The organism is Dryocola baronae (genome assembly GCF_051297175.1).
Classification (GTDB): Bacteria; Pseudomonadota; Gammaproteobacteria; order Enterobacterales; family Enterobacteriaceae; genus Dryocola.
In genome coordinates, this window is the sequence record NZ_JBINNY010000001.1 from 2,084,512 (window position 1) to 2,109,519 (window position 25,008).

General features: G+C 57.5%; 21 protein-coding genes and 1 pseudogene. 14 read left to right on the forward strand and 8 right to left on the reverse strand.

Annotated elements, in window-relative coordinates; translation table 11 throughout:
• The first annotated feature begins 9 nt into the window (after positions 1-9).
• The 4 genes from ACSPHG_RS09800 to ACSPHG_RS09815 all read left to right on the forward strand — a co-directional run bounded on the left by ACSPHG_RS09800 (position 10) and on the right by ACSPHG_RS09815 (position 1,787).
• A complete protein-coding gene (locus tag ACSPHG_RS09800; RefSeq protein WP_435953281.1) occupies positions 10-669 on the forward strand; it encodes a fumarylacetoacetate hydrolase family protein in 660 nt (219 codons plus the stop codon).
• A gap of 91 nt (positions 670-760) precedes the next feature.
• On the forward strand, positions 761-1,207 hold the full coding sequence (gene ycgN, locus ACSPHG_RS09805; protein WP_435953282.1) for a cysteine cluster protein YcgN: 447 nt from the start codon (positions 761-763) through the stop codon (positions 1,205-1,207).
• Positions 1,208-1,302: 95 nt separating this feature from the next.
• A complete protein-coding gene (ymcF, locus tag ACSPHG_RS09810) occupies positions 1,303-1,479 on the forward strand; it encodes a cold shock small protein YmcF (protein ID WP_435955990.1) in 177 nt (58 codons plus the stop codon).
• A 71-nt stretch (positions 1,480-1,550) separates the two neighbouring features.
• The gene (locus ACSPHG_RS09815; RefSeq protein WP_435953283.1) at positions 1,551-1,787 is read left to right on the forward strand and encodes a putative hemolysin; all 237 of its coding nucleotides are present in this window, start codon (positions 1,551-1,553) and stop codon (positions 1,785-1,787) included.
• Between the two features lie 48 nt (positions 1,788-1,835).
• Here ACSPHG_RS09815 and dsbB read toward each other — a convergent pair whose 3' ends face one another.
• A complete protein-coding gene (gene dsbB / locus ACSPHG_RS09820; protein WP_435953284.1) occupies positions 1,836-2,366 on the reverse strand; it encodes a disulfide bond formation protein DsbB in 531 nt (176 codons plus the stop codon).
• A 145-nt stretch (positions 2,367-2,511) separates the two neighbouring features.
• Positions 2,512-4,077: a sodium/proton antiporter NhaB gene (gene nhaB, locus ACSPHG_RS09825; protein ID WP_435953285.1), complete on the reverse strand. Its 1,566-nt coding sequence runs from the start codon at positions 4,075-4,077 to the stop codon at positions 2,512-2,514.
• A gap of 227 nt (positions 4,078-4,304) precedes the next feature.
• Between nhaB and fadR the strand changes: the two genes are divergently transcribed.
• Positions 4,305-5,024: a fatty acid metabolism transcriptional regulator FadR gene (fadR, locus tag ACSPHG_RS09830; protein WP_435953286.1), complete on the forward strand. Its 720-nt coding sequence runs from the start codon at positions 4,305-4,307 to the stop codon at positions 5,022-5,024.
• 177 nt (positions 5,025-5,201) lie between these two features.
• Here the strand turns inward: fadR and ACSPHG_RS09835 are convergent, their stop codons facing one another.
• Positions 5,202-6,737, reverse strand: a complete 1,536-nt coding sequence (locus ACSPHG_RS09835) for a SpoVR family protein (RefSeq protein WP_435953287.1) — start codon at positions 6,735-6,737, stop codon at positions 5,202-5,204.
• 325 nt (positions 6,738-7,062) lie between these two features.
• On the opposite strand from ACSPHG_RS09835, the gene ACSPHG_RS09840 reads away from it, so the two are divergent.
• Positions 7,063-8,361, forward strand: coding sequence for a D-amino acid dehydrogenase (locus ACSPHG_RS09840; protein ID WP_435953288.1), 1,299 nt, complete (start codon positions 7,063-7,065; stop codon positions 8,359-8,361).
• 29 nt (positions 8,362-8,390) lie between these two features.
• Positions 8,391-9,464 (forward strand): catabolic alanine racemase DadX, encoded by a 1,074-nt coding sequence (gene dadX / locus ACSPHG_RS09845; protein ID WP_435953289.1) that lies wholly within the window; start codon positions 8,391-8,393, stop codon positions 9,462-9,464.
• Between the two features lie 257 nt (positions 9,465-9,721).
• Here the strand turns inward: dadX and ACSPHG_RS09850 are convergent.
• Positions 9,722-11,395, reverse strand: a pseudogene (locus ACSPHG_RS09850) (potassium/proton antiporter); the annotation flags it as partial.
• 83 nt (positions 11,396-11,478) lie between these two features.
• Positions 11,479-12,390: a muramoyltetrapeptide carboxypeptidase gene (gene ldcA, locus ACSPHG_RS09855; RefSeq protein ID WP_435953290.1), complete on the reverse strand. Its 912-nt coding sequence runs from the start codon at positions 12,388-12,390 to the stop codon at positions 11,479-11,481.
• A gap of 117 nt (positions 12,391-12,507) precedes the next feature.
• On the opposite strand from ldcA, the gene emtA reads away from it, so the two are divergent.
• Positions 12,508-13,116, forward strand: a complete 609-nt coding sequence (gene emtA / locus ACSPHG_RS09860; RefSeq protein ID WP_435953291.1) for a membrane-bound lytic murein transglycosylase EmtA — start codon at positions 12,508-12,510, stop codon at positions 13,114-13,116.
• 9 nt (positions 13,117-13,125) lie between these two features.
• Here the strand turns inward: emtA and ycgR are convergent, their stop codons facing one another.
• The gene (gene ycgR / locus ACSPHG_RS09865) at positions 13,126-13,857 is read right to left on the reverse strand and encodes a flagellar brake protein YcgR (RefSeq protein WP_435953292.1); all 732 of its coding nucleotides are present in this window, start codon (positions 13,855-13,857) and stop codon (positions 13,126-13,128) included.
• 230 nt (positions 13,858-14,087) lie between these two features.
• On the opposite strand from ycgR, the gene ACSPHG_RS09870 reads away from it, so the two are divergent.
• Complete coding sequence (locus tag ACSPHG_RS09870) at positions 14,088-14,339, forward strand: GlsB/YeaQ/YmgE family stress response membrane protein (protein WP_435953293.1); 252 nt, start codon at positions 14,088-14,090, stop codon at positions 14,337-14,339.
• A 54-nt stretch (positions 14,340-14,393) separates the two neighbouring features.
• Here the strand turns inward: ACSPHG_RS09870 and ygjK are convergent, their stop codons facing one another.
• Together ygjK and ygjJ are read right to left on the reverse strand one after the other, a co-directional pair.
• Positions 14,394-16,766 carry an alpha-glucosidase gene (ygjK, locus tag ACSPHG_RS09875; RefSeq protein ID WP_435953294.1) on the reverse strand — a complete coding sequence of 791 codons (2,373 nt, stop codon included), beginning with the start codon at positions 16,764-16,766 and terminating at the stop codon, positions 14,394-14,396.
• Positions 16,767-16,775: 9 nt separating this feature from the next.
• Positions 16,776-17,843 carry a protein YgjJ gene (gene ygjJ / locus ACSPHG_RS09880; protein WP_435953295.1) on the reverse strand — a complete coding sequence of 356 codons (1,068 nt, stop codon included), beginning with the start codon at positions 17,841-17,843 and terminating at the stop codon, positions 16,776-16,778.
• Positions 17,844-18,050: 207 nt separating this feature from the next.
• Between ygjJ and ebgR the strand changes: the two genes are divergently transcribed.
• The 5 genes from ebgR to ACSPHG_RS09905 all read left to right on the forward strand — a co-directional run bounded on the left by ebgR (position 18,051) and on the right by ACSPHG_RS09905 (position 24,981).
• On the forward strand, positions 18,051-19,034 hold the full coding sequence (gene ebgR / locus ACSPHG_RS09885) for a transcriptional regulator EbgR (protein ID WP_435953296.1): 984 nt from the start codon (positions 18,051-18,053) through the stop codon (positions 19,032-19,034).
• Positions 19,035-19,214: 180 nt separating this feature from the next.
• Positions 19,215-22,280 (forward strand): beta-galactosidase subunit alpha, encoded by a 3,066-nt coding sequence (ebgA, locus tag ACSPHG_RS09890; RefSeq protein ID WP_435953297.1) that lies wholly within the window; start codon positions 19,215-19,217, stop codon positions 22,278-22,280.
• Positions 22,280-22,732: a beta-galactosidase subunit beta gene (locus ACSPHG_RS09895; protein ID WP_435953298.1), complete on the forward strand. Its 453-nt coding sequence runs from the start codon at positions 22,280-22,282 to the stop codon at positions 22,730-22,732. Before ebgA ends, ACSPHG_RS09895 begins: the two co-directional genes overlap by 1 nt.
• A gap of 97 nt (positions 22,733-22,829) precedes the next feature.
• A complete protein-coding gene (locus ACSPHG_RS09900; RefSeq protein ID WP_435953299.1) occupies positions 22,830-24,323 on the forward strand; it encodes an amino acid permease in 1,494 nt (497 codons plus the stop codon).
• A gap of 100 nt (positions 24,324-24,423) precedes the next feature.
• Entirely contained in the window at positions 24,424-24,981 is a 558-nt protein-coding gene (locus ACSPHG_RS09905) for a serine acetyltransferase (protein WP_435953300.1), read from the forward strand.
• Positions 24,982-25,008: the final 27 nt, after the last annotated feature.

Below are 25,008 nucleotides of genomic sequence, written 5' to 3' on the forward strand. Positions count from 1 at the left end.
AGGAAAGGCATGTATCAACATCATAACTGGCAGGGTGCGCTGCTGGATTTTCCGGTCAGCAAAGTAGTGTGCGTGGGCAGCAACTACGCAAAACATATTAAAGAGATGGGTAGCGCGACGCCGGAAGAGCCGGTCTTGTTTATTAAACCCGAAAGCGCGCTGTGCGACATTCGCCAGCCGCTTGCGCTGCCGCAGGATCTTGGTTCGGTGCACCACGAAGTAGAGCTTGCGATTTTAATCGGCGCCACGCTCAGACAGGCGACCGAAGAACACGTTGCTAAAGCGATTGCGGGCTACGGCGTGGCGCTGGATTTAACCCTACGCGACCTGCAGGGCAAGCTAAAGAAAGCAGGGCAGCCGTGGGAAAAAGCAAAAGGCTTCGATAACTCCTGCCCGATCTCCGGTTTTATTCCGGCGGCAGAATTTACCGCCGACCCGCAAAATACTGACCTTTCCCTTAAGGTTAACGGCGAGGTTCGCCAGCAGGGCTCCACCTCCGACATGATCCACAAAATCATCCCGCTCATCGCCTATATGAGCCGCTTCTTCACCCTGCGCGCGGGCGACGTGATATTGACCGGTACCCCGGAAGGCGTCGGCCCGCTTGCCAGCGGCGACAGCCTTGAAGTGAGCTTCGACGGACGTAGCCTTACCACTCGCGTACTATAATCAATTTGCCGCCGCCAGGGCGGCAACGCTTGCATCTTATGACCACAGCGTTTATAAGGTGCAGCTTGATTTTTCATATGCAGGCCTTTTTATGACACAGATACCTTTTTGGCAGAGTACAACGCTCGACGAAATGACCGACGCCCAGTGGGAATCCCTGTGCGACGGCTGTGGCCAGTGCTGCCTGCATAAGCTGATGGACGAAGATACCGATGAAATCTATTTCACCAACGTCGCCTGTAAGCAGCTGAATATCAAAACCTGCCAGTGCCGTAACTACGAGCGCCGCTTCGAGTACGAGCCGGACTGCATCAAGCTGACGCGTGACAATCTGCCAACCTTCGAATGGCTGCCGATGACCTGCGCGTACCGTCTTTTAGCAGAAGGAAAAGACCTGCCCGCGTGGCATCCTCTTTTGTCAGGTTCTAAGGCAGCGATGCACGGCGAACGCATTTCGGTACGTCATATCGCCGTGAAAGAGTCGGAAGTTCGCGATTGGCAGGATCATATATTGAACAAACCTGAGTGGGCAGACTGATCCACCAGTATTCCGGAAGTGCACAAAAATAAATCGTACAAAGCGAAATCTTTGTGATACGGTGTACTTTCTATAACAAGTAAAAGAAGGTTTTTATCCAGTACTTAACATTTAAGTGTCCGTCTTGTGGCGGTTCACAGTATCGCACCTCCCCCTACGATGTCCGAGAAACAAATCCCCATGGCGCTGTTTGTATCTTCTGCAAAGCAGGAATGCATGCTCTACATCGTCCGATGAGTGCGATTCATCAATATAACGTCGCGGCACGTTAAGTCCGCATCCCGCTGGTTTTGCTTTCCCCACTCCCGCACTGTTAACATTCTGCCTCCTGACTGGAGGGAAAATGAAGAAAATAACATTACTGTTTGGGGCGCTCATTCTCAACGGCTGTTCATCACCCGAACCTACGGCGCCAAAACCGCCACAGGTTATCGGCATGCCGAACCCGGCGTCAGTTTACTGCAAAGATAAAGGCGGTGAGCTGAGAGCGGTGAAAACCGATCTGGGCGAGCGTGGCGACTGCATATTGCCGAGCGGTGAACGCATAGACCAGTGGACGCTTTATCGTCGCGACCACTAATAATAAAAAACCCGCCATCGGCGGGTTTTTGCTTTCTGATACTAAAACCTAGCGGCCAAACAGGTCGCGGCGCTTAGGCTTGAACGGCTGAGCGATCGTTACCAGCACGGCGATAATCAGGAAGATGGCGAAAATGCCAACCAGCCACTGCACCATATCCAGCGACAGGAATTCCCACTGACGCACTGAGCAGTCACCCGTTGCCACAAATACCGACGGCAGCCACTTATTAAGCGGCAGCCAGGACGGGAAGCGCGCGGCGAAATCACAGGTGACAAACGGCGAAGGGTGCAATTGCAGCATCGTGTGATCCCACGCAAGCTGAAGGCCTTTGCCCGCGCTGTACAACCAGAGAGCCAGCGCGCCGTAGCGTAACGGCGATTTTGGCGCGATGGCACCGACAAGCCCGGCACCCATAATCCCAAACAGCGCACAGCGCTCGTAAATACACATAACACAAGGTTTCAGCAGCATCACGTGCTGGAACCACAATGCCACCATTTCCAGAGCAAAAGCGGTGAAGGCCAACAACAGCCAGGCGCCGCGCCCACGGGAGCATTGGTTTAAATATCGCAACATAATCAGTTTCCCTGCAACATGCGGTGATTCGGCAGTGTAAACCAATTCAGTTTCAGCGCCAGTAGCATTGCGAAAAATATGTGTTTATTCGGACGTTTATCAGGCGAATAAGCCTTATGGGCAGCGGGCTGCCCATAAAATAACATTAGTGCGGGATAGCGCTGAGAGCAGGCGTTGAAATCCAACCCGCATGCAGCATCCACTCGGTCGCCGGAAGCAGGGTAGTCTCCACGCATAGCAGGCCGACCAGCGTTAACACAATGGTGTAAGGCAGCGCCATCAGCACCATTCGGCCATACGACAGACGAATCAGCGGCGCCAGGGCCGAGGTCAGCAGGAACAGGAAGGCCGCCTGGCCGTTTGGCGTGGCGACGGAAGGCAGGTTCGTCCCGGTATTGATTGCAACGGCGAGCAGTTCGAACTGTTTAAGATCGATGATCCCGCTTTCCATTGCGGCTTTCGCTTCGTTGATGTAAACCGTCCCAACGAACACGTTATCGGAAATCGACGACAGCACGCCGTTAAAGAGATAGAACAGCGAAAGCTGGGCGCGCGGCTCGGCCTGCAACACGTAATGGATGACCGGCGCAAAAAGATGCTGATCGATAATCACCGCAACGACCGCAAAGAAAACGGTCAGCAGCGCGGTAAACGGCAGCGCTTCGGTAAAGGCTTTGCCGATCGCATGCTCATCCGTTACGCCGCACAAAGCGGTCGCAAAAATAATCACCGAAAGGCCAATCAGGCCGACTTCTGCGAGATGCAGCGCCAGCGCCACCACCAGCCAAACGCCAATGATCACCTGCACCAGCAGTTTAACATTGTCCTGTTTGGTGCGTTTCGCGCCGCTTTTGGTGTCGAAATCCTGCAGAATTGCGCGTACTTTTTCCGGCAGCTGCGCGCCGTAGCCCAAAATTTTGGTGCGCTCAACCAGAATGCAGGTTAGCAGGCCGCAAACCAGTACCGGCAGAGAAACGGGAGCCATACGCAAGAAGAACTCACCGAAATGCCAGCCGGCGCTTTTGGCGATGATCAGGTTTTGCGGTTCGCCCACCATGGTCATCACGCCGCCTAACGCGGTGCCCACGCCCGCATGCATCATCAGGCTGCGTAAAAATGCGCGGAACTGTTCAAGGACGGCGTGGTTGTCGTTTTCAATATGGCTGTCGTCCTGGAGGTCGCTTCCGTTACCCCCTTCGGAAGCCACGCGGTGATAGATACCGTAAAACCCAACGGCGACGCTAATCACCACCGCGACCACGGTAAGCGCATCTAGGAACGCGGACAAAAATGCCGCTGCGACGCAGAACGCCAACGAAAGCAGGATTTTCGAGCGGATACCAAGCAGCAGCTTGGTGAAGACCAGCAACAGCAGCTGCTTCATAAAGTAAATGCCTGCCACCATGAACATCAGCAGCAGCAACACTTCAAGATTACTGGCAACCTCTTCGCGGACGTGGTTGGCGCTGGTCATTCCCACCAGCACGGCCTCGATAGCAAGCAGGCCACCGGGCAGCAGGGGATAGCATTTCAACGCCATCGCCAGCGTGAAGATGAATTCGGCAACCAGCATCCAGCCCGCGACGAAGGGGCTAACAAACCAGAAAACCAGCGGGTTAACAACGAGAAAAAACAAGATTGCGAATTTATACCAGTCAGGTGACTGGCCCAAAAAATTGCGATAGAGGGCACGGCCAGTGGACATTTCCATGGTGATGAAAGCATTCTCCAAATGATTGTTATATCGAAAACGGCATGATTGGGTCAGGTTACTCGCGCCTGGCGTCACTAGCAAGGCGCGGGGGAATCCCACGCTGTCTAAAATTGGAAAAAAGCAAACGCCGATCCCGCATTTAGACGGCTGGTCTGCTATCTGGCGCGCGGAGCATCTGGTATGATGAGTCCCATTTGCTAAACCTGTGTAATGGAAATCATACTATGGTCATTAAGGCGCAGAGCCCAGCGGGTTTCGCGGAAGAATACATCATTGAAAGTATCTGGAATAGCCGCTTCCCCCCGGGTTCCATTTTGCCTGCCGAGCGCGAGTTGTCCGAGCTGATTGGCGTCACGCGCACCACCTTGCGCGAGGTGCTTCAGCGCCTCGCACGCGACGGCTGGTTGACGATTCAGCACGGCAAACCGACCAAAGTGAACAACTTTTGGGAAACGTCAGGATTAAACATCCTGGAAACGCTGGCGCGTTTAGATCACGACAGCGTGCCGCAGCTCATCGATAACCTGCTCTCCGTGCGCACCAACATCTCGACCATCTTTATCCGTACGGCGATTCGCCAGCATCCGGAAAAAGCGCAGGAAGTGCTCGCAACGGCAGACCGTGTTGAAGACCACGCGGACGCGTTCGCAGATCTGGATTACAACATTTTCCGCGGCCTTGCGTTTGCCTCCGGCAACCCTATCTACGGCTTGATTCTCAACGGTATGAAAGGCCTGTACACCCGCATCGGGCGTCACTACTTCTCCAACCCGGAAGCGCGCAGCCTGGCGTTAGGGTTCTACCACCGTCTTGGGACGATCTGTAAAGAAGGCCTGCACGATCAGGTGTTCGATACCGTTCGTGCCTACGGTCGTGAGAGTGGGGAGATCTGGCACCGCATGCAGAAGAACCTGCCGGGCGATCTGGCGATGCACAGCCGCTAAAGATAGGCTTACGTCGGGTGGCGGCTCGCGCCTTACCCGACCTACAAGATATGCGGTTCGCGCAGTTTGTAGGGTGGATAAGCGGTAGCGCCATCCACCGAATCCTGTCGGGTGGCGGCTCACGACTTACCCGACGTCCAGTGATAAAAGGCTTCCTTCCGGAAGCCTTTTTGCTTTCTAAATACTGTTCAACCGCGCCGGACAGCGGTCAAGAAGCTCAACGCTGCCGTCCTCATTCTGCTGCTCAAGCGTCACATCAAAGCCCCACAGGCGGTGAACGTGCTTCAGCACTTCCCGGCGGCCCTTGTCCAGCGGCGCGCGGTTGTGCGGAATATAGCGCAGCGTCAGCGAACGGTCGCCGCGCAGATCCACATTCCACACCTGAATATTTGGCTCCAGATTGCTCAGGTTATACTGCGCGGAAAGCTGCGCGCGGATTTCCCGGTAGCCTTCCTCATTGTGGATAGCCGAAATTTCCAGGTAGTTATTGTGGTCGTCATCCAGCACGGTAAACAGGCGGAAGTCGCGCATCAGCTTCGGCGACAGGAACTGGCTGATAAAGCTCTCGTCTTTGAAATCGCGCATCGCGAAATGCACCGTCTCCAGCCAGTCCTTTCCGGCAATATCCGGGAACCAGTATCTGTCCTCCTCGGTCGGATTCTGACAAATACGTTTGATATCCTGGAACATCGCAAAGCCCAGCGCATACGGGTTAATGCCGTTGTACCACGGGCTGTTGTACGGCGGCTGGAACACCACGTTGGTGTGGCTGTGGAGGAACTCAAGCATAAAGCGTTCCGTCACTTTTCCTTCATCGTACAGATGGTTAAGGATGGTGTAGTGCCAGAACGTCGCCCAGCCTTCGTTCATCACCTGGGTTTGCTTCTGCGGATAGAAATACTGGCTCACCTTGCGGACGATACGCAGGATCTCGCGCTGCCACGGCTCAAGCAGCGGCGCGTTCTTCTCCATAAAATAGAGTAAGTTTTCCTGCGGTTCGGAAGGATAGCGACGCGCTTCGGCAACGGTCTTTTCCTCTTCGCGACGCGGCAGGGTGCGCCACAGCGTATTCACCTGGCTTTGCAGATACTCTTCGCGGCTTTTCTGCCGCGCTTTTTCTTCCTGCAATGAAATCTTTTGCGGACGTTTATAGCGGTCGACGCCGTAGTTCATCAGGGCGTGGCAGGAATCCAGCAGGCGCTCCACTTCGTCCACGCCGTAGCGCTCCTCACAGTCGCTGATGTAGTTGCGGGCGAAGATCAGGTAATCGACTATTGAACTGGCATCCGTCCAGCTGCGGAATAGATAATTGTTTTTAAAGAAAGAGTTGTGCCCGTAGCAGGCGTGCGCAATGACCAGCGCCTGCATGGTAATGGTGTTCTCCTCCATCAGATAGGCGATACAAGGGTTGGAGTTAATCACAATCTCGTAGGCCAAGCCCTGCTGACCGTGCTTGTACAGCCGCTCGGTTTCGATGAACTTCTTGCCGAATGACCAGTGCGGATAGTTGATCGGCATGCCGACGCTTGAGTAGGCGTCCATCATCTGCTCGGAGGTGATGACCTCAATCTGATGAGGATAAGTGTCTAAGCGATAAAGCTTTGCTACGCGGTCAATCTCGGCCAGGTAGACATCCAGCAGCTCGAACGTCCAGTCGGGTCCATCACTCAGACGTTTGGAATCCTTTGTGGCGGAAAGGTCAACAGTTGCCATCAGCGCGCCCTCATTGTTGTCGGCTCTCTCTGAATGGATAGCCTCATTCAAAGGATAGAACACTGCGCAAACTTAGCTGTGGCAAGAAAAATAATTTCCGCACGATTTAGTGATTTTCACACCCCGTTTTCAACCCTTCTTGCAGCACATTATTCTGGGGAAAATATCTTCCCTCGCAGGAGATCCCAATTCTCTGCATCCAGTGAGAATGGGGCAAGATGTGAGGATGCTCACCATAATAAAGCCATATGTTGAATAACATTTTCATCTGGGTTATCAATTTGTAATCAGAAGATTATTCTTTTAGCTAAATGGTGGAACGGATATGCGTGTTGTGGTGCTGGGAAGTGGGGTTGTCGGCGTCGCCAGCGCCTGGTATTTACGCCAGGCAGGACATGAAGTGACGGTCATCGAACGCGAGGCGGGCCCGGCGCTGGAAACCAGCGCCGCTAACGCCGGGCAAATCTCTCCGGGATACGCCGCGCCGTGGGCCGCGCCGGGCGTGCCGCTTAAGGCAATCAAATGGATGTTCCAGCGCCATGCGCCGTTGGCGATAAGCCTGGACGGCACGCGCTTCCAGCTTAAATGGATGCTGCAAATGCTGCGCAACTGCGATATGCGCCATTATCAGGAAAACAAAGGCCGCATGGTGCGCCTGGCCGAGTACAGCCGCGACTGCTTAAAAGAGCTGCGTCACAGCACCGGCATTCAGTACGAGGGCCGCCAGGGCGGGACGCTACAGCTTTTCCGCACCGCGCAGCAGTATGAAAACGCCGCGAAAGACATCGCGGTATTGCAGGATGCGGGCGTGCCCTATCAGCTGCTGGAGGCCAGCCAGCTTGGGCAGGTTGAACCCGCTCTTGCGGCCGTTGCCCACAAGCTGACCGGCGGCCTGCGCCTGCCAAACGATGAAACGGGCGACTGCCAGCTGTTCACCCAGAACCTCGCGCGCATGGCGGCAGAGGCGGGCGTCGAATTCCGCTTTAATACCGCGGTCGATCGCCTGCTGTATGAAGGCCAGAGCATCTATGGCGTGCAGTGCGGCAAAGAAGTGGTGAAAGCGGATGCCTACGTCGTGGCATTCGGTTCGTACTCTACGAGCCTGCTGAAGCGCATTGTCGATATACCGGTCTACCCGCTCAAGGGCTACTCGCTCACCATCCCCATTGCCGACGAGCAGGGCGCGCCGGTTTCCACTATTCTCGATGAAACTTACAAAATCGCGATTACACGCTTCGATAACCGCATTCGCGTGGGCGGCATGGCGGAAATCGTCGGCTTCAACACCGAGCTGTTGCAGCCTCGCCGCGAAACCCTTGAAATGGTGGTGCGCGATCTCTATCCGCGCGGCGGCCACGTGGAGCAGGCCACTTTCTGGACCGGCCTGCGCCCGATGACGCCGGACGGCACGCCGATCGTTGGCCGCACGCCGTTTAAAAACCTGTGGCTCAACACAGGCCACGGCACGCTCGGCTGGACGATGGCCTGCGGCTCGGGGCAGATGCTCAGCGATTTGATTTCCGGCAGAACGCCGGCAATCCCGTTTGATGATTTATCGGTGGCCCGCTATACCCCAGGCTTCACGCCGACCGGCTCCCAGCGGCTGCACGGCGCGCATCAGTAAGCCGGTAAGAATAAAAATAAGGAGTAGCCATGGCTCGGCCAATTGTCGCGACGCTCGATCTCGTCGCGATGCGTAATAATCTTCAGGTGGCGCGTCAGGCGGCACCTCATTCCCGCGTGTGGTCGGTCGTCAAAGCAAACGCTTACGGCCACGGTCTTGACCGCGTTTGGTCAGCGCTGGGCACCACCGACGGCTTCGCGATGCTCAATCTTGAAGAGGCCATTCTGCTGCGCGAGCGCGGCTGGAAGGGGCCGATTCTGATGCTCGAAGGTTTTTTCCACGCCGACGAGCTGCCGCTGTTCGATAAGTATCGCCTGACCACCAGCCTGCACAGCAACTGGCAGGTTAAAGTGCTGGCGAACGCCCGGCTCAACGCGCCGCTCGATGTATACCTGAAAATGAACAGCGGCATGAACCGGCTGGGGTTTACCGCCGACCGCGTGCAGACAATCTGGAAGCAGCTGCGGGCGATCTCAAACGTCGGTCAGCTGACGCTGATGGCGCATTTCGCGGACGCCGAGCTGCCGGAAGGCATCGCCGAGCCTATGAAGCTCATTGAGCAAGCGACGGAAGGGCTGGAGTGCGCCCGTTCGCTCTCCAACTCGGCGGCGACAATGTGGCACCCGGAGGCGCATTTTGACTGGGTACGCCCCGGCATTATTCTTTACGGCGCGTCGCCGAGCGGGCAGTGGCGGGATATCGCCAACAGCGGCCTGAAGCCGGTGATGTCGCTTAAAAGTGAAATTATCGGCATTCAAAATCTGAAGGGCGGTGACGCGGTGGGCTACGGCAGCCGCTATCGCGCAACCGACGAACAGCGCATCGGCATTGTGGCCTGCGGCTACGCGGACGGCTACCCGCGCCACGCCCCGAGCGGCACGCCGGTGCGGGTCGACGGCATCTTGACCACCACGGTAGGCACCGTTTCGATGGATATGCTGGCGGTAGACTTGACGCCGTGCCCGCAGGCGGGCATCGGCAGTTCGGTTGAGCTGTGGGGCAATGAGGTGAAAATCGATGACGTGGCCGCAGCCGCCGGAACGGTTGGCTATGAGCTGATGTGCGCCCTGGCGCAGCGTGTGCCTGTGGTGGTGCAATCGTAGACGTTTGTTTTTCTCCTTCTCCTGGGGAGAAGGGCGGGATGAGGGCGTTCAAGGCTAAGTCATTTGCATTGGCAGGTGATTGTAGGGTGGATAAGCGAACGCGCCATCCACCGCAATCTGTCGGGTGGCGCTGACGCTTACCCGACCTACCTTCGCTAACCCTCTCCCGCAGGAGAGGGGGCAAATGGAACTTACTCTTCTTCTTCCTCGGCCACGCGAACGCCAATCTTGCGTACCAGATTGTTTTCCTTCTCGGCCACCGTCCAGATCATCCCGGCGAACTCCACCTGGTCACCCACAACCGGCGCGCCGCCGAGCATGCCCAGCACGAACTCGCCCAAGGTCTGATGCGTATTAACGGTTTCGTCTAAATCCAGGCCGTAGATGGTCGCGACGTCGGAAAACTGCGCGTTGGCTTCCAGAATAAAGTCGCCGAAGAACCGCTGGTCCAGCGCCACCGGCGGCGACTGGCTGAACAGCTTGCCGAGCGCGGGTAAATCGCGCTCGCGGCCAATGACGCACAGCACGTCGCCCTCCCGCAGGCGCGTGCTGCCGGTCGGGTGCAGCAGCGCGTTATCGCGGAACAGGGCGGCAATACGCGTCTCGGTCGGCATGTGCAGATCGCGAAGCGCCGCGCCCACGCACCATTTATCCTCGCTAAGCTGATAGACAAACTGCTCCCACGGATTCTCGGGATGGATATCCAGCCCGACGCGGGAAACGGGCCAGCCGACCGGCGGAACCACAACCTTGGCCTTTTTTGCCGCCCAGCCGAGCGACGATCCCTGCAGCAGCAGCGAAACCAGCACCACGAAAAACGCCACGTTGAAAAACAGCCTGGCGTTATCAAGGCCCGCCATCATCGGGAACACGGCAAGAATGATCGGCACCGCGCCGCGTAAGCCCACCCAGCTGATGAAAATACGCTCGCGGCCGTTGAAGCCGCGGAACGGAATCAGGCCGACGAACACCGACAGCGGGCGCGCGAAGAAAATCATCCAGGCGGAAAGCAGCAGCGCCGGAACGGCGATTGTCAGCAGGTCGGTCGGATTGACCAGCAGGCCGAGCACCAGGAACATGCCGATTTGCGCAAGCCACGCCAGGCCGTCAAAAGTTTGCAGAATGCCGAAACGGCTGCGGATAGGGCGGTTGCCCAGCAAAAATCCGCACAGATAAACCGCCAAAATGCCGCTGCCGTCCAGCGCCGTGGTGATGCCAAAGACCATAATGCCGCCGCTCAGCGCGAGCAGCGGATAAAGCCCCTGCGGCAGCGTGATGCGGTTAATCATTTGCAGCAGCAGATAGCCGCCGCCGAGGCCCAGCACGATGCCGAGGCCAAACTGCCGGAGGATATCGACCGCGAACATCCAGCTCAGGCCCGACTGGCCCTTTTCGATCATCTCGATGAGCGTGATGGTCAGGAACACCGCCATCGGGTCGTTGCTGCCGGATTCAATCTCAAGCGTTGCGCCCACGCGTTCGTTAAGCCCCTTGCCGCCGAGCAGCGAAAACACCGCCGCCGCATCGGTTGAGCCAACGATTGCGCCGATCAACAGGCCCTGAATCAAATCCAGATGGAACAGCCACGCCGCTGCGATGCCGGTTAGCCCGGAAGTGATAAGCACGCCGACGGTGGCAAGGGACAGCGCCGGGCCGAGGGCGACGCGAAATGAGCTGGCCTGCGTGCGCATCCCGCCGTCCAAAAGGATCACGGCTAGCGCAAGGTTACTGACCAGATAGGCAAAAGGATAATTATCGAACGGGATGCCGCCCACGCCGTCCACGCCCGCCAGCATGCCGATGGCGAGGAAGATAACGAGAATGGGGATACCAAGACGGGAGGAAAAAGAACTTAATAAGATGCTACAAGTTACCAATACGGAACCTAAAATAAACAGACTAATTATCGCACCCGCGTCCAAAATTATCATTCTCCTTTATAAGAATCGTTGTGTTTATCGCAAAATGTTATCACGGAACGCGCTGAATAAACGCCCGAAAAGGGCGTTTATTTTTACGAGATCGTCGAATGGCCGCTGATGCTCAGCACGCTTTGCTGCCCGTCGTGGTGTAGCTCCCCGAACGCGCCGAGTGGCAGCGTCACGGTTTGCGGCTCGTGGCCGAACGGCAGGCCCGGCAGCACGGGAATAGACAGCCGCTCGCTCAGCGTTCTGCACATCTCGTTAAAATCGTAGCCCGCGTCGTAGTCGCTCAAGGTTGCGCCGTTAAAGCTGCCAAGAATGAGCGCTTTTTGACGCCTTAACACGCCCGCATGGTGCAATTGCAGCAGCAAACGTTCCACGCGGAACGGGTGCTCGTTGATATCTTCGACCACCAGAATGCCGCCGTCGATGGCCGGTAGCCAGGGCGAGCCTAGCAGCGACACCAGCATCGCGAGATTTCCGCCCCAAATCGTGCCGCCCGCCGAACAGGCCGGAGCGGTATTCTTCCAGCTCACCGTAAACTGCGGCTCGGTGACGGCCTTCCAGAAGTGCCGCCAGGTGAAATCGTCCAGCTCTTCCGCGCCAAAGTTTCCGGCAAGCATTGGGCCGCTGAATGTGATGGTGCCGCACTGGGCAAGCAATGCGAGCTGGATGGCGGTGAAGTCGCTGTGGCCGCAGATAACCGGCGTGCGGGCGCGCAGCGCAAGCCCGAGGCGCGGGTAGTCGATTCTTTCGAGCAGCCGCGTTGCGCCATAGCCACCGCGCACGGCGAGCACGATATCGCATTCCGGCGACAGCGACGCGAGCTGGTGGACATCCGCCAGACGCTCTTCGTCCGTGCCCGCGAAACGCTGAAAGCGCCGCGTGACCGCCTGCTGATTCTCAACCTGATGACCCGCATCCTGCAGGCGTTTTATTCCGCGCGCCGCCGCGGCCTGGTTGACACAATAGCCCGAAGGGGCAAGCAAACGAATCAGAGACATGGCATTTCCTGGCAGTAGATTATTTGGTTATGATGCCGCTATCACAGGCGGTTGTCATCCGCCCGACGCCCTGAAACGCTGGAATAGCGAGCAAAGTGTTTAATAAGGATAGATTGCATGAATTTAAGATGGCTGATTGTTTTGGTTCTGTTTCTCGCCGGCTGTTCCAGCCACACCACAAAGCAACCGGAATGGGACCCGACAAAGCCGGTGCAGCGCGCGCTGACCTGGATGCCGATAACCGAGCAGGCGGGCCAGCAGTGGGGCGTTAGCCCGCGAGTCATCACGGCAATCATTGCCGTGGAGTCCGGCGGCAACCCTGCGCTTGTCAGCAAATCCAACGCGGTCGGGCTGATGCAGATTAAAGCCTCGACGGCGGGCGCTGACGTCTATCGCCACATGGGGTGGGGCGGCCAGCCGTCAACCAGCGAGCTGAAAGACCCGGCGCGCAATATCTCCATCGGCACGGCGTATTTAAGCATCATGGAACACGGCATTCTGGCCGGAATTGAAGATCCGCAAACCATGCAGTACGCGCTGCTGGTTTCCTACGCGAACGGCGCGGGGGCGCTGCTGCGAACCTTCTCGTCGGACCGTAAAAAGGCCATCAGCGAAATCAACGACCTCAGCCCGGACGAGTTTTGGGAATACGTCGCGAAGAACCACCCGGCGTCCCAGGCGCCGCGCTACCTGTATAAAGTCTCGCGCGCCATGCAGGCGATGTAGTTCCAGCGTTTACCTTACGCGGTCGGCCTTTTCCCGGGCCGACCGTTCGAGGGCGAAAATAATCTTCTGTAACTCCCGCTCCACCGCCGGGTTGACGTTCAGGAAGCGGAAGCTCAGGCGCGGCGTGCTGATAGTCTGATTCTTGCTGTCCACTACCTGGCGCTCGGAAAGCATCACCAGCTGCATATCGAAGTAAAACTTACCCCATTCCACCAGGTCGATTTCCACCTGTGAAAACCGCATTCCGGTGTTCAAACCTTCCGGCAGCACGCCCTGCGCCAACGCGCCCATGCCGCCCAGCGACAGGTCACACAGCCGAAAGTCGAACAGCGTTCCGTCCGGCAGCTTCGTGTGGCAGAAATAAATGGGGTTAAGCGGCGCGTTGATGCGGAAATATTCGCGGCGCTGCACGAACCACAGCGTCTGCGGCAGCGGCGCGCTGAACGCGGGCAAATTCAGGTAATCCACGGCCTCAAGCTTCGGCAGCGTAAATTCCACCTTCGCGCCCTGGGTTTCCGCCGTGAACTGGATGTCCGTCGCCTTTTGCGCCGCCTGGTTTTCCTGCGTTTGGCTGCCGAAATCCATCACTAAGCGCGCGGGCGAAACGTCCAGAATGCGGCTGATAAACTGCCCTGAACCCCAGCTAAGACGCACCGGCACCTGGTTCTTATGAAGATCGCGCAAAACCCCTAACACGGCGAGAGGACTTTGCTTCAGAAACTGCTCGTTATAATTACTCAAGGCCCTTGTCCTTGTTGCGTTCTGAGATAGTAGTAAGCATGGTTATCGGCAGGCAAAATGGAAACTTAAGATAAATCTCAAGGCATTAGCGCGAGAAATTCAATAAGTTAGTGATGTCGGTCACGTTTTTCTCTGGCTTGATTATACTTAGCGTACCGACAGCCGGAACCCTGCGTGAAGGCGCGGCCAAAACGGGTACTACACACAATAAATGAAGAGGACTTTCGAAAATGGGTATTATTGCCTGGATTATTTTTGGTTTGATCGCGGGTATCATCGCGAAACTCATCATGCCTGGTAAAGATGGCGGCGGTTTTATCCTGACCTGTATTTTAGGGATTGTAGGTGCCGTCGTGGGCGGCTGGTTAGCAACGTTCTTCCATATCGGCGGCAGCGTAACGGGCTTTAACCTGCCAAGCTTCCTGGTTGCGGTTGTGGGCGCCATCGTGGTGCTGGCCATTTACCGAATGATTCGACGTTAATCGAATTTTGAGCAAAAAACGGCCCCTAATTAAGGGGCCGTTTTTGTTGGTGGATTACTTCTGCCGCGTGAAGAAATCGTTGTAAAGCATATACAGATGGGCTGCGCTCCACGAGAAGTTAGGCGCGCCCTGTTGGTCACCGTTTAACGGGTTATAGTTCTCGCGGATTGGCCCGTCCGACACCAGCCCGTCGGCGTGTGCAAAGAACCGGTTCGCCATTTCCACCGCGTCCGCGCGATAGCCGTAGCGCTCCATGCCCTTCAGCCCGAAGTAAAGCTGGTCAACCCACACGCGCCCGCGCCAGTAGATGTCCGCGCCGAACGCCGGATTGGTCAGCGACGCGGTGCCCAGCGGCACAAACGTATTAAACTCTTTCGGGTCTTTCATCACCTTAACCACCGCGTCGGCATGTGGCTGCGTTGCGGCACCGTTAAACAGCGGCGACCAGCCCTCCGGCCCCTTGCCGCGCGCGAAGAGAGGCCCGCCCGCACAGCCGTTAGCCAGCGGCTTGTCCTCTATTCGAATATCGTAGAAGAAGCCGGTTTTCTCATCGAACATGCAGGTGTTGATGTAGTCGGCAAGGTGGCTCGCGTGCTCGCGAAACCTGCGCTCGTCGTCCTGTTTCCCGAGGATCTTCGCCATTTCGGCCAGATAGCTGCTGTCGCTGTACATGTAGCTCGCCTGATCGACGGATTCCTGCAGCAGCGAATAGCCCAGCAGCGTGCCGTCCGGGGCGCGGTTTTCGGCAAACAGCACCTGCCAGTCCTCGCGGCTGCCGCCTTTGTCCACGTAGCGCTGCAGCTGATCGGCGTCGATAAACCCGAACACCGCCGCGTCGTCGCGCCCGGACTCCCAGGATGCCGCCACCTGGGCCGGAATGTCGATGCTGTCATAGCGCCCGCTGCGCAGCACGCGGTTATAGCTTTCAAGCCCGACCATCTTCCGCTCTTTGCCGCCGCGCTTAACGGTGAAGATCATTTTGCCGTCCGGCGTATTGTGCGCCTTATCGCGCGTGGCCCCGTATTCCGGCACGCCGTTATGATTGTGGTCGCGGTTGCGCAGCCACCAATCGTGATAGGCCACCAGGTGCGGGTACATCTCCTCGAGCCACGCTTTATCGCCGGTGGTTTTGTACACCTCCATCACCGACCATGCCGCAAGGCTTGGCTTGGTGTTGCGTTCGTTCCAGTTGCTGCCGTCGCCGCCGCGCTCCGGGCTGGTGTTGTAGGCAAGAAGGTCAGGAACAAAGCCCGCGTCCCACGGGCGTACCGCATCGTCGGCTGGGATCTGCCAGGCAAAGACCGCGCGAATATTGTCTTTGGCGACGTCCGGGTTGAAGTGCGCCATCGCGTAGGCCTGCTTCCAGGTATCCCAGGGCCAGGTCTGGTTGCCCGAGAACCAGCGGCCGGTGACCGACGGCGTAACGGAGTCAAACTTCATCGCGCCCGCCACGCCGCGCCAGTTGCCGTTCAGCGTTTCGATGGCCTTCACCGCCACGCGCGTCTGGGCAGGCGTGGCCTCAGGGTTGCTCAATCCCTTCTTCAGATAGTCTTCCCAACGCCGTTCGGAGGCGGTGATGTACGGCTGCGGCTCGCGCAGAATATCGTTGATTTTACCCTGTTCCCTCTGCGCCTCTTCGGCGGTAAGCAGGTGGGAGTAAGTGGTGAACACCGTCGTCGATCCGGCAATCTTCGCTTTCCCGACGAAGCGGTGGCCATCGATTTGCGTGCTCATCGGCAGGGTTTTGTGAATTTGATACTGCGAGCTGCCCGACGTCATCAGATTCGCATCGGCGCGCACCTTGCCAAAGCTGACGGTCAGGCCGTCGCGGGTGGCATGGAGCGTACGGTCATAGCCTGGGAACGCCTGGTCGATAGTCTGGTCAGACTTCGGCTTCTGCTCCTGATAGTGATACTTCTCCAGCAGCTCGCCGTCCCACACCAGCTCCAGCGGCGCGTCGGTGGTGATGTCGGTTGCCAGCAGGGAGGTGCGGGACGTGACGAAGCGCAGCGTCATTTTTACCGTCACGCCGGGGGCGCTCAGCGTCTGCACTAACGCGCCGGGAATGCTGTAGGCCTGCAGGGTAAACGCGACCTTCTGCCCGTCTTTGTAGACGCTAAGACGGTCAAAATTGTTGGCCATAAAGTTGATGTACTCTTCGGTCAGCAGCGCGGGGCCGGGGAAGCCGCCCATGCCTTCGGGGCCTGCGGGCAGCAGGTGCCCGTGCCACGCGCCGTCGTCGAACAGCGGGTTGTAGCGCTGATGTTCGTCAAAATCGTAGTCCAGCATCGCCTGCGGCGCGCCGGTTCGGTCGATAACGTTGTGGAACGCGCTGGCTTTCAGCGGCGGCGTATCCTGATGCGCGGTTTTACATCCGGCGAGCATCAGCAGCGCCGCAAGCGGGGCAAGACGGAATAAAGGTTTCATGTCGTATCCTTACCAGTAGAAATATTGCATCACGAAGACCGAGTTGCTGGCGTCCGTGGTGTCGTTATGCAGATAGAATCGGCTGTCCAGCGCGGTCGCCAGCCTGCCGCCGTAGTATTCGTACCAGATGCCAAACTGCGCGAAGGAGGTGGTCTGGTCTTCGGCGTCGTCCATCAGATGCCGCGCGTAGCTCCAGGCGGTGGAGAAATACAGCCCCTTCGCCGGTTCAACCATGCCGCTGACCATCATGCCGCTTTCGCTGCCCGCGTCGTGCCCGTCGCCTTTGCCGGTGTGGTGCCAGACGCGCCCGGCGAGGTGCTTACCCTTTAACCCCAGCAGATACAGCTGGCCGGTGCCGTCGGTGACTTCCAGGCCGTTAAGCAGGGTTAAATCTTCGCGGATATCGTATTGCAGATAGCCGTTGATCATCGCCCGGTAGGTGTACTTGTCCGAGTAGCGGTCGTATTTGCCGAAGTGCAGCCAGGCTTTGCTCTCGTCTTCGCGGCTTTCCGGTGCGGCGGTGATGCTATAGCGCAGGTCGCCGGTCAGGTTTTGCAGCTTAGCGGCGTAGGTTAAATCGCGCGTGTTGGGGATGACGTAGCCGTATTCCGGAGTGAAGTCGGCCCACCACTGCAAATCGTCCAGCGATGAATCGTTGCGCGCGCTCAGGATCCATTCGGTGCCGCCTTCGGTGCGATAACCGCCGTAAAAGCGGTTGATGCCGCCTTCGAAGCCGCCCCAGCCGTGGTCCGGCACCCAGGCGTTACCGTCGCGGTCGGCCTGCACGGTCCATCCCTCGCCGTAAAGTAAACCAAACCAGCTGCCGTGTTTCACCTCGAGGCCGCCTTCAATGTAGGTGCCGTCACCGTATTTATGCCTGTCGTCCCCGTTCAGATAAACGCTGCCGCCAAGGCCCATTTCGCCGTAAAAGCGAAACGCCGTAGCACCCGCATCAGCGGCCAGCGGCGGCGGGGCGGGCGTCTGACGCTCGGCGGGAACCACGGCCTCGGCGGCAAGCGGCGAACCCAAAGGGCAGAGAAGTAAAGCCAACGGTGCCAGAGGAAGAATCTTGTTCATCAAGCGCATCCTTGTCGTTATAGATATCGTTAAGCCAGAGAATGGCGCACATATTAGTTAAAATTTTACTAAAAAATACACCTAAGATGAGAAAGCGATAAGTGGATCACATCCGGCGTGGCGGCAAAAACGCGGTAAAAGCAGGGGTATACATGTTCAGCGGATGACATTAAGCTACTGTTTTCATCTGAAGATTATTGGGATGTTATGGCTACATTGAAGGAAATCGCTGAGGCGGCGCAGGTATCTGTGGCGACGGTTTCAAGGGTGCTAAATGACGATCCCACGCTGAGCGTTAAAAGCCAGACGCGGCAGAAAATCCTCGAAGCCGCCGAACGCCTGGAATACCGGGTGCCAAGCGCCAAGCGCCAGGCCAGCCAGCGCCTGACTTTTGCCGCGCTGTACACCCACGGGCAGGAGCTGGAAATCAACGACCCTTACTATCTGGCGATGCGCTACGGCATTGAAACGCAGTGTGAAAAGCTCGGCATCACGCTGATTTCCTGCTACGACTTCAAGGGCGACCGTCCGCTGGTCGCGGCGGACGGCCTGCTGGTGATCGGCAAGCCTCCGGCGGCGGCGCAGGCCGCGCTCGCCCAGCAGGAGCTGCCGCTGGTCTACATCGACGGCGTGACGGACGACCCGCGCTTTGACTGCATTAACGTTGATTTATATAAAATCAGCCGCAAGGTTATCGACTACTTCATCTCCCGCGACTACCTGCGCATCGGCTTTATCGGCGGGCGCGACGACCCGGCCAACGCCGACCAGCGCGAGCAGGCGTTCGTTGAGTACGGTCGCCATAAAAAAGTCGTCAGATCGCAGGATATTTATTACGGCGATTTCACCAGCCAGTCGGGCTACCAGTGCGCGCTCAAGATGCTCGAGGCTGGCGACGACTACCCGCCGGCGCTGTTCGTCGCCACGGACTCGATTGCCATCGGCGTGCTGCGCGCGCTGCACGAACACGGCATCAGGGTGCCGGAGCAAATGGCGCTGATTAGCGTTAACGACATTCCTACCGCGCGCTTTGTTTTTCCGGCGCTGTCTACCGTGCGCATCCCTTCGGAAACCATGGGCGCGCAGGCGGTTAACCTGCTGACGGAGCGCCTGCGTGACGATCGCGCGATTCCGCTTACCGTCTACGTTCCCAGCTCGCTACAGCTGCGCGATACGACAACCGCCGAGTAAATTCTCCCCAGCGCTCTCTGCCGTAAATGTCGGATGGCGCTGCGCTTATCGACCTACAAAAATCCGCGTTAACTCTTTACCCTTATTTGTGATCCCTCCGTCATTTAGTAAACTTTGATTTTTAATTTTACTAAATATTTACTATTGTTCGCCCAGAACACACGTAATGAGGAAGTCGACGTGAAAAACTGGGAAAACATAGACAGGCTATCTGAACACCGGCTGCCGCCGCGGGCGTGGTTTCACGGCTACGACAGCGCCGAGCAGGCGCGTACGCTCGACCGCAGCGCGAGCCAGGGCTTTATGCTGCTGAGCGGCAAATGGACGTTTAACTATTTCGATCATCCGGATAACGTCCCCGCCGAGTTCTACCATCAGGCGATGCCGCAGTGGGGCGAAATCACCGTTCCCGGCATGTGGCAGATGGAAGGCCACGGCAAGCTGCAATATACCGATGAGGGTTTTCCGTTCCCCATCGACGTGCCCCACGTGCCGACCAATAACCCCACCGGCGCCTATCAGCGGCAGTTCACCCTTGAGCCTGACTGGCTTACCCGCCGGATACTCATCAAGTTCGACGGCGTGGAAACCTATTTCGAAGTTTACGTCAACGGCCGCAACGCGGGCTTCAGCAAGGGCAGCCGCCTGTGCGCCGAGTTTGACATCAGCCCTTACGTTCAGGCGGGCGCGAACCTGCTTTCCGTGCGCGTGATGCAGTGGGCGGACTCGACCTATATCGAAGATCAGGACATGTGGTGGATGGCGGGCATTTTCCGCGACGTTTACCTCATCGGCCAGCCGAAGGTTCACCTGCACGACCTCACCGTGGTGACGGAATTTGACGAAAGCTATCGCGACGCGTCGTTAAATCTTACCTGCCAGCTCGGGAATATCTCGGGCGATGCGGCAGAAGGGTATGAGCTGGAAGCCCAGCTGTTCGACGGTGAAATCTGCGTAGCGCAGCAGACGCGCGCGGCGACGTTCGAGAATGACTGCGCGTTTACCCTGCCCGTTAGCCAGCCAAAGCAGTGGAGCGCGGAGCATCCGTATCTTTACCTGCTGCTGCTGACGCTGCGTGACGCCGGCGGCAGCGTCGTATCCGTAGTACCGCAGCAGGTCGGCTTTCGCGACATCAAAGTGCGCGACGGCCTGTTTTACGTCAACGGGCGCTACCTGAAGCTGCACGGCGTTAACCGCCACGACCACGACCACCGCAAGGGCCGGGCGATAGACATGGCGCGCGCCGAACGCGACATCATTCTGATGAAGCAGCACAACATTAACTCGGTGCGCACGGCGCACTATCCGAACGATCCGCGTTTTTACGCGCTGTGCGACAGGTACGGCCTGTTCGTCATGGCGGAAACCGACCTGGAAAGCCACGGCTTCGCGAACGTCGGGGATCTGAGCCGCATTACGGACGATCCGGCGTGGGAAAAAGCCTACGTGGAGCGCATCGAACGCCACGTGCTGGCGCAGAAAAACCATCCCTCCATCATTATGTGGTCGCTGGGCAACGAGTCCGGCTACGGCTGCAACATCCGCGCGATGGCCGCCCGCTGTAAGGCGCTGGACCCGACGCGCCTCGTGCATTACGAAGAGGACCGCGACGCGGAGGTGGTCGACGTCATCAGCACCATGTACTCGCGCGTGTCGATGATGAACGCCTTCGGGGAATATCCGCATCCGAAACCGCGCATCATCTGCGAATACGCCCACGCGATGGGCAACGGGCCGGGGGGGCTCGCGCAGTACCAGGCGGTGTTCAACAGGCATAAAAGCCTGCAGGGGCACTACGTCTGGGAATGGTGCGATCACGGCCTGCTGGTGCACGACGAGCGGGGACGCGAGCGCTTCCAGTACGGCGGCGACTACGGCGACTATCCCAACAACTACAGCTTCTGCATGGACGGGCTGATTTACCCCGACCAGCGTCCCGGCCCCGGCCTGCGCGAATACAAGCAGGTTCTCTGCCCGGTTGCCGTACGCAGCGCCCCGCAAAATGACGTGCTGCTGGTGGAAAACCGCTACTGGTTTAGCAGCCTTGACGACGTTGAGCTGCGCGTAACCTACCGGCTTGACGGCGAAATGCTGGCGCAGCAGACGCTCGCGCTGCCCAATATCCAGCCGGGGCAAACGGGCGAGCTGCACCTCTGCGCGCCGGATCTGCCTGCCGGCGAGGCGTTTATCAACGTAGAGGTCTTCAAGCGTACCGCAAGCGCCTGGTGTGAAGCGATGCACCCGCTCGGGCACTATCAGTTCGCGCACCGGCAGGTTGATAAGCGTGAACCGCTGCCGCACGCCGCGCGGCCCGCGCTGCAAAGCGAAGTACAGGATCATCAGCTGATCGTAAGCGGCGCGGACTTCTCCCTCAGGTTCGGCACGCTCGGCGGCGAGCTGAAGTCGTGGCTGGCGGGCGGCGAGGAAATCGTCGGGCGCGCGCCGCATCTCACCTTCTTTAAGCCGACGATCGACAACCACAAGCAGGAGTTTGAAGGGCTGTGGGAACCCTATCACCTGCACCTGATGCAGCATCATTTCCGCGCTATGCGGCACGGCTCGCGGGGCGATGACATCTTTGTGGAAGTGGATACGCTGATCGCGCCGCCGGTGTTCGATTTCGGCATGCGCTGCACCTACCGCTGGCTTATCACGCCGCAGGGCCAGGTCACGCTCGATCTCGAAGGCACGCCGTACGGCAACTATCAGGCCATTATTCCGAAAATCGGCCTGGACTTCGGCATCAGCAGGCGCTTCCAGCAGGTGGAGTATTACGGGCGCGGGCCGGGTGAAAACTACGCGGACAGCTGCCAGAGCAGCCTGATTGGCCGCTATCGCCAGCCGGTGGCGGAGCTGTTTGAAAACTACCCGTTCCCGCAGGACAACGGCAACCGGCAGCAGGTGCGCTGGCTGTGCGTGGAGGACGAGCAGGGCAAGGGGATTTTCATCCAGCCGCGCGCGCCGATTAACTTCAGCCTCTGGCCCTACACGGCGGAAATGCTACAGCAGGCGCAGCACATCAACGAGCTGGAGGAGGGCGATTACCTGACGCTGAACCTCGACCATCAGATACTTGGCCTCGGCTCGAACTCCTGGGGTTCTGAGGTGCTCGACTCGTTCCGGGTTTATCTCAGGCCGTTCCGCTACGGCTTCACGATGCTGCCGTACCGTGCGGAAAATACGCCCGCGGCGACGCTCGCCAAATATGATCTCCTGCCGCGCGAAAAATCTGAGGAGCACGCGTGATGATTATTTTAAAAACTCATGAAGCCTTCCGGCGGGAATACCGCGCGGGTAAAAAATGGCAGCGCTGCATGGAGGCCATTAATAACCTGGGAAACATCCGGCCCGACGTTTTTTATTCCATCGGCGATTCGCTGGTCTATCGGCTGGTGGACGGTGACGAAAAGCCAAACGCGCTATTTGAGGGAAACCGCCGTTATTTCGACGTGCATTATTACCTCGCCGGGCAGCAGACGGTGGAATACGCCGATAAAAGGGCGTTAACGCCGGAATACCCCTACGAAGATGAAACCGACCGCGAATATTTCAGCGGCAGCGGCGAAACCTGCCCGCTGGCCGCGGGCAACGTCGTCATCTTCGAAAACCACGAGGCGTATCGCTTTACGGAAAGCACGGGGCTGCGAAAGGTGATTCTCAAAGTCACCGTCGAGGAGACCTATTTTTTAAATAAGTAAGCCTGTGATTTTGTAAGGTGGATAAGCGCACGCGCTGTCCACCTTTTTACACCAGAAGAAAACCTATAAAAGTACCCTACAAACGTGGAGTGTGTTCATGGCTTCAACAAACAGAAATACCATAGGCAAGTTCGGGTTATTAGCGATGACCTTTGCGGCGGTATTTAGCTTTAATAACGTCATTAATAATAATATTCAGCTAGGTATCGCCTCGGCACCGGTGTTCCTTGTCGCGACGCTTATTTACTTTATTCCGTTCTGCCTGATTATTGCCGAATTCGTTTCGCTTAACCGAAATTCCGAAGCGGGAGTTTATGCGTGGGTTAAAAGCGCCCTGGGCGGGCGCTGGGCGTTTATTACCGCCTATACCTACTGGTTTGTGAACCTGTTTTTCTTCACCTCGCTGCTGCCAAGGGTTATTGCCTACGCGTCTTACGCGTTCCTGGGCTACGACTATATTTTCACGCCGTTAACAACTGCGCTGATCAGCATCTGCCTGTTTGCATTCTCGACCTGGATTTCCAACCACGGTGCCAAACTGCTCGGGCCGATGACGTCCGTCACCTCGACGCTTATGCTGCTGCTGACCTTCTCCTACATCATTCTGGCGGGCGCGGCGGTGGTTGGCGGCGTTGAACCGGCCGACCCGATTAACGTTGAGGCAATCACGCCGCAGTTTAGCTGGGCGTTCCTCGGCATTATCGCGTGGATCTTCCAGGCGGCGGGCGGGGCGGAGTCCGTGGCGGTTTACGTCAACGACGTGAAGGGCGGCAGCAAGGCCTTCGTCAAAGTCATTATTCTCTCCGGCCTGTTTATCGGCGTGCTCTACACCGTTTCTTCGCTGCTGATCAACGTCTTCGTCCATCAGGCCGACCTGCACTTTACCGGCGGTACGGTTCAGGTGTTTGAAGGCCTGGCTCGCCACTTCGGGCTGCCTACGGTGGTCATGAACCGCTTCGTGGGTATCGTTTCGTTTACCGCCATGTTCGGCTCGCTGCTGATGTGGACGGCGGCACCGGTAAAAATCTTCTTCACCGAAATCCCGAAAGGCATTTTCGGTGAGAAAACCGTGCGCCTGAACCAGCACGGCGTGCCGACCCGCGCGGCGTGGATCCAGTTCCTGATTGTTATCCCGCTGATGCTTATCCCGACCGTCGGTTCGGGCAGCGTGCAGGAATTGATGAATACGCTAATCAACATGACCGCCGCCGCCTCGATGCTGCCGCCGCTGTTTATCATGCTGGCCTACCTGAACCTGCGCCTTAAATATGACCGGGTGGACCGCGATTTCCGCATGGGGACGCGCATGCAGGGCATCACCATCGTCAGCGTTTTGATTGTTATCTTCACCGTCGGCTTTATCGCTTCGACCTTCCCGACGGGGGCGAGCATCATAACCATCGTCTTCTATAACGTCGGCGGGCTGGTTATTTTCCTCGGCTACGCGTGGTGGAAATACAATAAGTACGAGAAGGGGCTGGACGCGCGGGCGCGCTATGATGCGGATACGCCGCTGGCGCAAATTGCGCTGGAGCGCCAGCAGGAAAGCGGGCTGGCGCAAAAGCCTGTCCTAACGCAATACAAGCTCTGATACGCCAGGGCGGGTGCTTCATGTCGCCCGCCGAATCACCGATGCCTGCTAATAAGCTGTGCTAGTATTACCGCCTGTTTTTACTCTGGAACTCTCCTTCATGAACGCAAAAAAAACAAAATACGAGCAGCTTAAGAGTAACCTTGCGGCGGATATCCTGAAAAATAAAAAGGGCTTTTCATGGCGCAGGATCGTTCTTAGATGTATTAAACAGCCTCAGCACAGGTTCATTTTTTGGTGGCGAATTGCGAGCTATCTGTATGCCAAGGACAGCCACTTCTGGAAGGCCCGCGCGCGTAAGCTGAACTATTCGCTAATCCGCAAATACGGTATTGAGATCATGCTCGGCGCGGAGATAGGCGCGGGCATACGGCTCCCTCATTTAGTGGGCATCGCGATTAATCCCTACTGTAAAATCGGCGCAAACGTCCGTATCAGGCAAAATACGACGATCGGTATTAAAGAGGACAACGGCAGGAGCGGCGTTGTTATTGGGGATAATGTGGATATTGGCGCGAACAGCTGCATTATTGGCAATGACCTGACGATCGGTAATAACGTCGTCATCGGCGCGATGTCGTTCGTGAATAAAGATATCCCGGATAATGTGGTTTATTACACGGAAAAAACCGGGCGCATGATCGTTAAAGAGCAGTGACGGTTTACCCGTCACCGCTCTTGCACA